This is a genomic window from Mycoplana rhizolycopersici, from assembly GCF_013378445.1.
In the GTDB taxonomy this organism is placed as follows: Bacteria; Pseudomonadota; Alphaproteobacteria; order Rhizobiales; family Rhizobiaceae; genus Mycoplana; species Mycoplana rhizolycopersici.
Genome location: NZ_JABXYK010000009.1, coordinates 201,805 through 213,597, shown reverse-complemented (window position 1 = coordinate 213,597; position 11,793 = coordinate 201,805). Strand labels below are relative to the sequence as shown.

General features: G+C 63.5%; 11 protein-coding genes. 7 read left to right on the top strand and 4 right to left on the bottom strand.

Annotated elements, in window-relative coordinates; all coding sequences use genetic code 11:
• Positions 1-18: 18 nt before the first annotated feature.
• Entirely contained in the window at positions 19-1,308 is a 1,290-nt protein-coding gene (locus HV823_RS16280) for a polysaccharide biosynthesis/export family protein (RefSeq protein ID WP_176950779.1), read from the bottom strand.
• A gap of 492 nt (positions 1,309-1,800) precedes the next feature.
• Between HV823_RS16280 and HV823_RS16275 the strand changes: the two genes are divergently transcribed.
• Together HV823_RS16275 and HV823_RS16270 are read left to right on the top strand one after the other, a co-directional pair.
• Positions 1,801-2,562 carry a helix-turn-helix transcriptional regulator gene (locus HV823_RS16275; RefSeq protein ID WP_176950778.1) on the top strand — a complete coding sequence of 254 codons (762 nt, stop codon included), beginning with the start codon at positions 1,801-1,803 and terminating at the stop codon, positions 2,560-2,562.
• 220 nt (positions 2,563-2,782) lie between these two features.
• Positions 2,783-3,844 (top strand): porin, encoded by a 1,062-nt coding sequence (locus HV823_RS16270; protein WP_176950777.1) that lies wholly within the window; start codon positions 2,783-2,785, stop codon positions 3,842-3,844.
• Between the two features lie 56 nt (positions 3,845-3,900).
• Here HV823_RS16270 and HV823_RS16265 read toward each other — a convergent pair whose 3' ends face one another.
• Entirely contained in the window at positions 3,901-5,238 is a 1,338-nt protein-coding gene (locus HV823_RS16265) for a glycosyltransferase (protein WP_176950776.1), read from the bottom strand.
• Between the two features lie 260 nt (positions 5,239-5,498).
• Here HV823_RS16265 and ybaK point away from each other — a divergent pair, with 260 nt between their 5' ends.
• The 4 genes from ybaK to mbfA all read left to right on the top strand — a co-directional run bounded on the left by ybaK (position 5,499) and on the right by mbfA (position 9,222).
• Positions 5,499-5,972 carry a Cys-tRNA(Pro) deacylase gene (gene ybaK, locus HV823_RS16260; RefSeq protein ID WP_176950775.1) on the top strand — a complete coding sequence of 158 codons (474 nt, stop codon included), beginning with the start codon at positions 5,499-5,501 and terminating at the stop codon, positions 5,970-5,972.
• A gap of 105 nt (positions 5,973-6,077) precedes the next feature.
• Positions 6,078-7,328 (top strand): aminopeptidase, encoded by a 1,251-nt coding sequence (locus HV823_RS16255; protein WP_176950774.1) that lies wholly within the window; start codon positions 6,078-6,080, stop codon positions 7,326-7,328.
• Between the two features lie 7 nt (positions 7,329-7,335).
• Positions 7,336-8,124 carry a pyrroline-5-carboxylate reductase dimerization domain-containing protein gene (locus tag HV823_RS27225; protein ID WP_176950773.1) on the top strand — a complete coding sequence of 263 codons (789 nt, stop codon included), beginning with the start codon at positions 7,336-7,338 and terminating at the stop codon, positions 8,122-8,124.
• Positions 8,125-8,238: 114 nt separating this feature from the next.
• Positions 8,239-9,222 carry an iron exporter MbfA gene (mbfA, locus tag HV823_RS16245; protein WP_176950772.1) on the top strand — a complete coding sequence of 328 codons (984 nt, stop codon included), beginning with the start codon at positions 8,239-8,241 and terminating at the stop codon, positions 9,220-9,222.
• A gap of 63 nt (positions 9,223-9,285) precedes the next feature.
• On the opposite strand, the gene HV823_RS16240 is transcribed toward mbfA, so the two are convergent.
• A complete protein-coding gene (locus HV823_RS16240) occupies positions 9,286-9,903 on the bottom strand; it encodes a transglutaminase-like cysteine peptidase (protein WP_176950771.1) in 618 nt (205 codons plus the stop codon).
• Between the two features lie 111 nt (positions 9,904-10,014).
• Positions 10,015-10,833, bottom strand: a complete 819-nt coding sequence (locus HV823_RS16235) for an alpha/beta hydrolase (RefSeq protein WP_176950770.1) — start codon at positions 10,831-10,833, stop codon at positions 10,015-10,017.
• Positions 10,834-11,075: 242 nt separating this feature from the next.
• Here HV823_RS16235 and infC point away from each other — a divergent pair, with 242 nt between their 5' ends.
• Entirely contained in the window at positions 11,076-11,615 is a 540-nt protein-coding gene (gene infC, locus HV823_RS16230) for a translation initiation factor IF-3 (protein ID WP_176950818.1), read from the top strand.
• Positions 11,616-11,793: the final 178 nt, after the last annotated feature.

Genomic DNA, 11,793 nt, shown 5'->3' with positions numbered 1-11,793 from the left:
GCATGTGTGGCCCCCGCTTCATTGGCTCGCCTGGTCCGTTGAAGCCGCGTCGGCGGCCTGGTCGGCGTCCCGGATGCGAACCCGCTGGACACGAACGACGTCGCCGGGAAGGAGCGTCGTGGTCTCCTCAGCTTCGATCGGCGTCACCTTTCCCTCGACACGCCGGGAAATGCTGTAGGTGGTGATCGACGGCCGGGCGCCGTTTTCCTCGTCGGTATCGACGCCCAGCGTGTCCGTCAGGAGCCCCTGTCTGGTATCGCGCCGCAACTGCAGCTGCTTCAGCGCGCCGCGCTCGGACTGGAGCTGTGCCGTGACGTCGGCCTGCCGGTTGTCGGCAAGGCCCTCGAGGTTGCGTGTCGCCTCGGCGATGTTCTGTCGTGCCCGCATGATCGCGGTCACCATGTCGAGCCGGGAGGCCTGATAGCTGCGCAGCGTTCGTTCGAGGTCCGTCTGCCGCGTCGGCAGGATGACGCCGCGGTCCACCATCGGCTTGATGGTGGCCAATTCCTTGCGAACCGAATCGAGATCCTCGTCGTTCGAGTCGATCTTCTTTTCCAGCGCGTCGATTTCCTGCGCCATCAGGTCGCGCAGCTCGGCAAACGAGCGCGACTGGCGCTCGACGACCGCGGCGCGTGCGGCGAATATCTGTTTCTCCTGATCGTATATCCCCGCCGCCAGCGAGTTTTTGCGATAGGGCTTCATGTCGAATTTGAACTCCTTGGCCCCGGCCATCTCCGCATCCAGGCGCGCCACGCGAATGGTGCTGCGCAGGATGGAATCGTTGAGTTCGCGCAGTTCGCCTGCGAATTCGGCCCGATCCCGTGTGCCGCTGAGGCCCTCGGGACGGAACTCGCCGCCCGCCAGCGCGAGTGCCTGCAACACGGTCAGCCCGGGCCGGAAACGGAATTCGCCCGAGGTCGTCACGTCGCCCACGACATAGATCGGAGGATAGTCGACGATGGCGACGGAGGCTTCCGGCTTTTCGACAAGCCCGATCTTGGCCTTCAGCTCGTCGGCGATCTTGGCGGCGAGCTGTGCCTCGTCGAGGTCGCCCACCGGCACGTTGCCGAGAACCGGCAGGGCGATTGTGCCCTGGTCGGATACGACAAATTCGCCGCCGAGCGCATCCCACCGCTCGTAGGCGCCCCGCGTTGGCATCCATTGTACCACGTTCAGCCGTATTCGTGTCTGCGGCACGAGCTTCGAGGCGAATGCGGGCAGGGGTGCCAGGAACATGCCCAGCAGAAGCGCCGAGACCATGGTCCCGGCTCCTATCGAACGGCGACGATGCAGGGTGGTGCCTGGCATGTGTGTCTCCAACCTGAAAGATCCGGGGCATCAATGGCGGCTCAAGATATATGCTCGCCCGCCAGCGCCCGGCTTGCCTTAGCGACGGCGCTTTCCAGTGTGCAAATTATTGAAATATTGAGAAGGGGAAGGACGTTGCTTCGGCTTCATCAATATTGGTGAAAGTGTATATGCCATACCTACCCACGTCGCCCTTCCCGTGCCCGCGCATAATCTTGCGCAATCTATGGGTGGTGCTTGGACGGGCGAGGTAGGGCGCCCCCTGCGCCGGGCTCCTTAGATGGTGGATGAGCGCTCAATCGCCTAGTTCGTTTGGATGATTGTTCGCCGCCGAGCGTTTCCACATGCGCTGCCTTTCGCGCCCTCCACTCAGCCCATTTGTGTCGTCGCGGTCGCTTCGGACGTGCGCTAAGGTTTTGGCGGTGATGCGCGAATGCGTCCGTCTGGCCGGCTGTCACGGCTGCCGGCCGACGAGTCGCGCGGGTGAAGGATATGGTGCTTTTGGACGGGAACGATTACGCGGAAGCGGGTTTGGGCGTAGCCGGAATCAGGGGTGGGCCTGAGCCGCAGCGCGTGATGCTGATCATGTCGAACACCGGCAGCGTTTCTCCGCGGCTGGTTGATGCGGTGGAGCGCGAGTTCCCCTGGATCCTGGTCGAACAGGTCGGTAGCGTTGCCGCCGCATGCCGGAGCTTCTCCCACCCCGTGGCGCTGATGCTCGTCGACGTGGGCCTGATGGGGGAGGCGGAGGCCGCCACCGCGGCACTCAACCGCATCCATTCCCATGCGCTCGCCGCGGTGATCGAGCCCCATGAGAAGCAGCAGGCCGCCTCGCTCTCGGCCATCGTCGACTCGCCGCTTTTCCGTAGCGTCCTACCGATGGACATGCGTCTCGACATCTGGCTTTCGATCATCCGCTTGATGCTGTGCGGCGGCGAGTACTTCCCGCCCGGGTCGATGGTCCATGCGCGGCCGGCCGATGTCGGCCCCATCCTTGCCTATAACGCGCCGGCGCAGCCTCCGCCGCGCAAGCCTGAGAACGGCGTTTCGGACCTCACCGCACGCGAACTGCAAATCCTCGAAATGGTCTCGCGCGGCATGCAGAACAAGCTGATCGCCGCCGCGTTCGGCCTGTCGGAGCACACGGTGAAGATCCACCTGCACAACATCATCCGCAAGCTCGGCGTCCACAATCGCACCGAGGCCGCAGCCAGGTTCCGCAGCGCCCGCCACAGCAATGCATTGTTCGAGTAGCCCCTTGGCTCACCGCCGAATCCGCGTTGCGCCCGCCGACTCATTCCACCCCGAGCGGCAATCTCATCTCAGCCGGGCTTGAATATTCGTTGCCGTCCTCGTCACGTTGCTAAATTAGGCAACGATGTTGCCTTGACCGCAAAGCGCTGCAATTCTCCGCTGAAATCGGTGGCAAGCCCTGATTCGCCGGCTTCGGCCTCCGACAACGGAGTGGGGATGCATGAAAATCACTAGCGGTCTTGTCGCCGCGGGGGCCGTCGCGGCCACCGCATATGGTGTGCATGCGGCCGACGCGGTCATCGTGGCCGAGCCGGAACCGATGGACTATGTCCGTGTCTGCGACGCTCATGGGGAGGGGTACTTCTATATCCCCGGCAGCGAAACCTGCCTGAAGATCGGCGGTTACCTCCGGGCCGAGTTCGCCGGAGGCGACCCGAACGGGCAGGATACCTATCCTGGCGGAGGCGGTGATTCCTGGTTCACGCGCTCGCGGCTCTTGCTCGCGATGGAGACGGCGTCGGCGACCGACTTCGGCAACCTCAACACCTACTTCGAGGTGGAGATAGACCGCGACGACAACAATGATGCCTACGACACCATCAAGGCCGCCTACATCGAGCTTGCCGGCTTCCGCGCCGGGCTCAGCGACACGCTCTACACCGAATTTACAGGTTATGCCGGCAACGGCATCAATGACTATTACTATGTCGACTACGGCGACTTCGCCCGCAATCAGCTCCGCTACACCTACGATCCGGGTTCCGGTTTCAGCTTCGGCCTGGCCGTGGAAGATCCGAGCGAGCAGAACAACGACCGCGTCTACGACTACGCCGTGGCCGAAGACAGCTACATGCCCGATCTGGTCGTCGCGGCGGGGTACACCGCAGGCGACTTCATGATCCGGGGCGCCGGCGGCTATGACGCCTCGATGGAGGAGGGAGCCGTCAAGGTTCGTATCGACGGCAAGATCGGCCAGTTGTCCCTGTTTGCGATGGGCGGGTGGAGCACCGACGGTGACCGGATCAACAACTATGCGCTCTGGGAAGGCGACTGGGCAGCGTGGTTGGGCGCGACCTATGATCTGTCCGACAAGGCGCAATTCAATGCCTCGATCAACTTCGACGAAGGCGACGACATCGAAGCGGCGCTGAATGTGGTCTACACCGTCGTTCCCGGACTGACGATCACCCCCGAACTCGATTTCGTCAACAACATGGACGAGAAGGCCGGCCCGAAAGCAAAAAACTGGGGCGGTGTCCTGCGCGTGCAGCGCGACTTCTGAACGGGCCCTGCTGATATCGTGGCCGGCAGGTCTTCACCTGCCGTGCCCGCGCACCGTCACCGCTTTGCAAAGCGGCCGATATGGCGCGCGCTCCATTCTTCCCAGTAGTCCAGCCGTTCCAGGTTGACGCCGCCGCGGGCGATCCCGGTTCCCGCATCCGTCATCAGCGATCCCGGCCGATGCGCGCCGAAGGAAAGCGGCTGGCGCAGGCGCTTCCAGCCACGCCAGCCGAACACAAGCTTCAGCCTGGCGATATATTCGCTGTCCGCACCCGTGCGCACGTCTTCATAATAGCCCGCCTGCGCCAGTGCCTCTTCGCGGCGGAAGAGCGGCGAGGCCGGGTTGAGTCGCGTGAGGGGATAGACCTGCCGGGCGTAGAAATGGCCGTGGTCATCGACCCGCGCCCAGTTGGACAGGGTGAAGAAAAGCCCCTTGTCCTTGAGTAGCGGCTTAACCTGCCTTGCGATTTTTTCGGGATGCGCCCAGTCGTCGGAGTCCTGGCAGGTGACGAATTCGCCCCTCGCATTGGCGAGCGCCATGTTCCGGGCCGCATACGGGCCGCCATTGCCGTCGCGCACGATCAGCCGCACGCGCGCATCGCGCGCCGCAAGCTCCCTGACCACGGCGACAGTGTCGTCCGTGCTCGCATCGTCGACGACAAGGACCTCGATATCGCGGTAGGTCTGGGCAAGAAGCGACTCGATCGAGCGCCCGATGCGGGCGCCGGTGTTGTAGGCCGGCATGGTAATCGTGACGAGCGGGCCGCGGACGCTTCCGGCCGCAACCCGGCTGGCAAGGTTGGAAGCCGACATCGGCTTTGCCTGGTCGATCAGGGCGACGGGGGACAGCCCGTGAGAAGACAGATAGGCGTTTGCGAGATCCAGTTGCGTGCCGTCCTGCGGCATTGCATTGGCGAGCAGCAGAAATAGGTCCGGCTCCCGTGCGCCGTCACCGTGGTCGATGGCGGCCTTCGCGGCCGCAAGTGCTTCGTCGCGTCGGTCTTGCGCCAGAAGCAGGGCTATGCGCAGGCCGCTGCTCACAGGTGCGCCGGCGTCGACGAATTCAGCGGCCGTCTCCAGGCTGTAGGCCGCAATCGCCTCCGTCGCCGCGGCAAGCTGGCGCCCTTTCAACAGGCCGTTTGCCCTTGCTTTCCGCAAGAGCCGCACGCCTGCATCATTCTGCCCCGAGGCAGCCAGCGAGATGCCGAGCGCCAGCGCCTCGCGTCCCGAGCGCGGCTCCCGGACGAGAGCGCTCGCCGAGCGGTAACAGCCGAGCCGGTAAAATGCCCAGGCACGGCCGGCGCGCATGCTGTCGGACTGCGATAGTGCAAGCGCTTCCGCAAACCGGTTGGTCGAGATCAGGTAGTGGAATTGGATACGACGGAACTGCAGCACGGACCACCCGCTTGCCGGAGATCGTCCAGGGTGAGCGACACCTGTTGCTGATCCCGGCGGATCGATAAACCTCGCAGTAACCAATAGTTTGTGGCAAGGCAAGGTCGGGCAGCGGGTTGCCCTCAGTTCAGCTCGGTCGTTGCTTGACTATCGTCAATCGCCCGCGTGTTTGTAATCTTGAAGCGTCCGGCGCGCTGTTGACAGAACGCAGTTCGCTGTCGCACCGATAGGCGCTGGAGAAACAAGCAGTCACGGCCGTCATGTCGAAAACCACACGCGCCACCCAGGCCCTCATCCGGGCCGGCATCGCCTTTACCACCCACGCCTATGAATACGATCCGTCTGCCGAAAAGATCGGGATGCAGGCCGCCGAAGCCCTGGGCGAGACGCCGGACCGGGTGCTGAAGACCCTGATGGCGGAGGTGGATGGCAAGCCCGTCTGTGCCATCGTGCCGTCCGACCGTGAGGTCAGCATGAAAAAGCTCGCCGCAACCTTCAAAGGCAAGTCGGCAAGCATGATGAAGCCTGCGGACGCGGAGCGGCTGACTGGCTACCACGTCGGCGGCATCAGTCCGTTGGGTCAGCGCAAGCAGGTTCCGACCGCAATCGAGGCCATGGCGCTGGCGCATGCGAGCGTCTTTGTCAACGGCGGCCAGCGCGGCCTGCAGGTTCGCCTGTCGCCGCAGGACATCTGCAAGGCGCTGAACGCCGTGGCCGCGCCGCTTGTCTCGTAGAGAGGCCGCGCGGCTGCGAGGCGCAGCTATCCGCACGCCCGGCTTCTGTTTTTTGCGAATCCGTCCTAAGAAGGGAGATTGCAATCGAAGACAGCAGGAACCGCGATGAACGCACCCGTTCGCACCGCCCCCGTCGATCCGGTCAAGCTCGAGAAGCTTGCAGATGTGGCCGTCAATGTCGGCCTTCGGCTGCAGAAGGGGCAGGATCTCGTGATGACCGCACCGATCGCGGCCCTGCCGCTGGTCCGCCTCATCACCAAGCATGCCTACATGGCCGGCGCCGGTCTGGTCAGCACGTTCTATGCCGACGAAGAGGCCACGCTCTCGCGCTATCGCCACGCCCCGGACGAAAGTTTCGACCGGGCCACGGATTGGCTGTATGAGGGTATGGCAAAGGCCTATGCCGATGGCGCCGCCCGCCTGGCGATCGCCGGCGACAACCCCATGCTGCTTGCCGGCGAGGATCCCTCCAAGGTCGCACGCGCCAACAGGGCGAACTCGATCGCCTACAAGCCGGCACTGGAGAAGATCGCCAATTTCGACATCAACTGGAACATCGTCTCCTATCCCAACCCTTCCTGGGCCCGGCAGGTGTTTCCGGACGATCCGGAGGACGTGGCGGTCGAGAAGCTTGCCAATGCGATCTTCGCCGCGTCGCGCGTCGACCTCGATGATCCGATCGGCGCCTGGAAGGCGCACAATGCGAACCTGAACAGCCGTTCCGCCTGGCTGAACGGCGAGCGCTTTTCGGCCCTTCATTTCAAAGGGCCGGGGACGGACCTCACCATCGGTCTTGCCGATGGTCACGAGTGGCATGGCGGGGCATCGACCGCAAAGAACGGCATCACCTGCAACCCGAACATCCCGACCGAAGAAGTCTTCACCACGCCGCATGCACTGCGCGTCGAAGGGCATGTTTCCAGCACCAAGCCCCTGTCGCATCAAGGGACCCTCATCGATGACATCCGCGTGCGCTTCGAGGGCGGCCGCATCGTGGAGGCGCACGCCTCGAAGGGCGAGGCCGTCCTTGCCAAGGTGCTGGATACCGACGCCGGCGCGCGCCGCCTGGGCGAGGTCGCGCTGGTGCCGCATTCCTCGCCGATCTCGGCGAGCGGGCTGCTGTTCTACAACACCCTTTTCGACGAGAACGCCGCCTGCCATATCGCGCTCGGCCAGTGCTATTCGAAGTGCTTCCTGGATGGCGCGAACCTCTCGCCGGAGCAGATCGCCGCACAGGGCGGAAATTCGAGCCTGATCCACATCGACTGGATGATCGGCTCGGACAAGATCGACATCGATGGCGTCCGCGGCGACGGCAGCCGTGTGCCGGTGATGCGCGGCGGCGAATGGGCATGAGGGGCGCGTGACGACGATCGGTGTCATCGGCGGCGGGGGCTGGCTGGCCGGCGCACTTCTGCGCCCCGCACTGCAGGATGGTCTGCTGCGGCCGGACAGACTGATCCTCTCGTCGCGCTCCGGCCGCGTGCCGGGTTTCGAGGAATGGCCGGACATCGAAGTGACCGCGGACAACGAGGAACTGGCGGCGGCGTCCGATATCGTAATGCTCTGCGTTCGTCCGCAGGATCTGGCCGAGATCGCGATCGACCTGCGCGACAGGCTGCTCATATCCGTCGTCGCCGGCGTGACGGTGGCGGATCTGGCCCGGAGCTACCGCGCGACACGCGTCGTGCGCGCAATGCCCAATGCCTGCGCCGAGCACCGGCTGTCGTTCACACCCTGGTTCGCCACCGACAGCGTGACGGATCGCGAGGCCGATTTCGTCTACCGGTTCTTCTCCGCCTCCGGGCAGGCGCATGGAATTCTCGATGAGGCGCAGCTCGATTACTTCACCGCGCTGACCGGCTCCGGACCTGCGTTTCCGGCACTATTTGCCGATGCCATGATCCGGCACGCGATCGGGGCGGGGATCGATCCGGAGACGGCAGATGCCGCCGTGCGCCAGCTTTTCCTGGGAGCGGGCGTGCTGATGGCGGAGTCGGACACCACTCCTTCGGATCTCGTCGACGTCTTCCTTGACTACCGCGGCACGACCGCTGCCGGCCTTTCGGCGATGATCGAGGCGGATATTGCCTCGCCCATCTTTCGCGGCCTCTCGGCCGCCCGTCGGCGCGCTGCGAAGGGGCTGCTCTGAGCTTCCAGATCTTCGGTTAAATCGGTTTCGGCGGTATTGCCATAGCGTAGGGCAAACCGTTGACGTGGCATGTGTTCGGCTCTATTTTTAGAATTATTCTAAAAAGGTCTCGTAATGCTCTCCCGCTTTTTCCGCAGCTATAAACGCGCCCTGGAATCGCTCAGCGAACAGGAAATTCTGGCCCTTGCGATCTCGTCCGAAGAGGACGATAGCCGCATTTACCTCGCCTATGCCGATGCATTGCGGGAAACGTCGCCGCACACCGTGCAGATATTTACCGAAATGGCGCAGGAGGAGAACGAGCATCGCCGCATGCTGATCGACATGCATATCCGCAGGTTCGGAGAGCGCATCCCGCTTGTCCGGCGCGAGCATTTACGCGACTTTCCCGAGCGCAAGCCCGACTGGCTGATCGCCAACATGCCGGTTCAGACCGCCCGCGCGCAGGCCAAGGCGATGGAGGAAGCCGCCCACCGGTTCTACCTTCAGGCGGCGTCGCGGGCGACGGATGCGCCCACCCGAAAGCTTCTCGGCGACCTGGCGATCGCGGAGAAATCCCATGAGGACAAGGCCCGCCATATGGGCGAGGGCGAGGAGAACGCGGCAGCCATTGCCGACGAGGATCAGGTCGCCCGCCGACAGTTCATCCTGACCTACGTCCAGCCAGGGCTCGCCGGCTTGATGGACGGGTCCGTTTCGACGCTGGCACCCATCTTTGCCGCGGCATTTGCCACGCAGGATACCTGGCAGACCTTTCTCGTCGGCCTCTCCGCATCCGTCGGCGCAGGCATTTCGATGGGCTTTACCGAAGCCGCCCATGACGACGGCAAGATCTCCGGCCGTGGTTCGCCGATCAAGCGTGGTCTGGCCTCCGGCATCATGACCGCGATCGGCGGTCTCGGGCATGCGCTACCCTATCTGATACCCCATTTCGGGATCGCCACCACCATTGCGGCATCCGTCGTCTTCGTCGAGCTTTGGGCGATCGCCTTCATCCAGAACCGTTTCATGGAAACGCCGTTCTGGCGTGCGACCTTCCAGGTGGTGCTTGGCGGCGGGCTGGTGTTCGCCTGCGGTGTCCTGATCGGCAACGCCTGACCGAACGGAAACGGCGGCCGTGGGCCGCCGTACACTGCACTCTGGATTGGCTTGGTGCCGTGCTTACTTGCCGACCGACGACACCATGAGCGCATCGCCATTCTCGATGGAGACCCAGCGGCCGGGGTGGAAGGAGGCCTGCCGCTTCAAATAGCGATAGGGGGTCTCGGTCCAGAGCTTCACGTCGTTGTCGAGGTTGTCGAGGATGTAGTCGCCATCGGTGGAGCGAACCGTGAGGACCGCATGGCCCTCGCCATCCGGCTTACGCACGACGGTGATCACGAGGTCAGCGGCCGAAAAGCCGTGCTCGATCAGCTTGCGGCGCTTCAAAAGCACGAAGTCTTCGCAGTCGCCGGCCGTGTCCGGGTAGGCCCAGTGCTCGTCCTTGCCGTAGAGCTCCTTGTCGGTGACAGGCGTGATCTCGTGATTGACGGTGCTGTTGATGTTGCGAACGACGTTCCAACCGAACTCGGTCACCTTTGCCGGGCCCGGATCGCGTTGGCCGGCGGCACATTCGGACCGGTACTGCTGGCAGAACTCGTAGTGACCGATCGGTTGCGAGGTGATGGCGCCGGTCTGCATCGAAAGACCGGAAGCGGGTGCCGAAAACGTTGCTGACGAAGATACAAATAGGGCTGAAATTGCCACAAAGAATGCCTTAGCACCAATCATTCGCGCCATTGGGTGTCCCCTCAATCGTTAACAAAACGTTAAATTTTTAAGGGGCTGGTCGTCAATCACGATAATTCGCAATGCGGCAACATGGTTAAAATGCGCCGCCTTGCGTGGCAATCATGCAGCATCAAGCATGTGGGAAACCGCCTCTTTCAGCTTCTCGATGTCCTCGGGACGCGACAGGCGATGGTCGCCGTCACGGATAAGCGTCAGCACTGCGTCGTCGCCGGACAGGTGCTCCATCAGGCGGATTGCATGGGTATACGGCACGTCGGGATCTTCCATTCCCTGCAGCACGTGGACGGGGCAACCGGTGTCGATCACCCCGCCGAGCACCCGGTTCCGACGGCCGTCCTCGATCAGCTTCAGCGTGTAGATGTTCGGGTCGGGACCGTAGGGCGTCGGCTCCTCGAAATAGCCACGCTCGGCAAGTGAGGTCCGCTCGGCCTCGGTGAGGTTGGGCTCGATCAGCTCGCTGGTGAAGTCGGGCGCGGGCGCGATCAGGACCATGCCGGCGATGTCGCCCACCCGGCCCGCCCGGCGCAATTCCTGGGCGACCCGGAGCGCCAGCCATCCGCCCATGGACGAGCCGACAAGGATCATGCGTCCGGTACCGAGCTGCCGGCGCGCATGCTCGATCACGGCCAGCGCCTCTTCCAGCCAGCGCGAGATCGTCCCGTCCACGAAGGCCCCGCCCGACGCGCCGTGACCGGAATAGTCGAAGCGGATGCAACCGGTGCCGAGCTGCGCGGCAAGGCTGGCGAGTTCGGCTGACTTGGTTCCCGTCATGTCGGACCGGTAGCCGCCGAGCCAGACGAAATGCGCATGTGGGTTGCCGGGCTTTTCGCCAAGTAGACGCATGGCGATCTCCCTGCTGTCGGGGCCTGTCCCCACCGTCAGCGTGGCGTCGGTCTCTTTCGTTTCGTCTGCGCTCATAGGTTTCTCCTGAAGTGCCGCGTGCGGTCGCGCTCGATGCTGGCGGGGCCGCCTCCTGAGCCCTGATCTACACGATTTTGCCGAGGACGGCACAGGTGGTGATTTTTTCCGCGCGACATGCTATTGACTTCGCCTCGGCGATTGACACATTGCGGCCAAGCAGCGCGGATGCGCAACGCCGGCGGCAGGATCGCCCAGCAAATTGCGATCCCTATCCGAAACGATTCGAGGAGAATACGACCATTCGCAGACCCTTCAAAGCGGACGCTCCGGTCAAGGACGGCCCCCGCTCAAACCGTGAAATCCGGATCCCCCGGATTCAGCTGATCGATGCCGAAGGCGTAAACCACGGCATCGTGCCCACCGATCAGGCCCTTCGCATGGCGGAAGACGCCGGTCTCGATCTCGTGGAGATTTCCCCCAACACCGATCCGCCGGTGTGCAAGATTCTCGATCTCGGCAAGCTGAAGTACGCCAACCAGAAGAAGGCGGCCGAAGCGCGCAAGAAGCAGAAGATCGTCGAGATCAAGGAAATCAAGATGCGCCCGAACATCGACACTCACGATTACGAAGTGAAGATGAAGGCGATGAACCGGTTCTTCGAAGACGGCGACAAGGTCAAGGTGACGCTGAAGTTCCGCGGCCGCGAAATGGCCCACCAGGAGCTTGGCATGAAGCTGCTGCTTCAGGTCAAGGAAGACACGCAGACGATCGCCAAGGTCGAAGCCGAGCCGAAGCTCGAAGGCCGTCAGATGATGATGGTGCTTGCACCCCGGACGTGACCGACGGGCCGGCCATCCGGCCGGCTTGGGTGACGACCCCATGAAATGTGCATGAGCCGCCGACCTGGCGGCTTTTTGCATTCTGGCGCGGGCGCCGAGATCTAAGGAAACCGGTTGCGCTTTCGGGGCACTTCGGTTACAAGCCCCCGTCCGAACGGTCCGGCAGGGCATGCCGTGG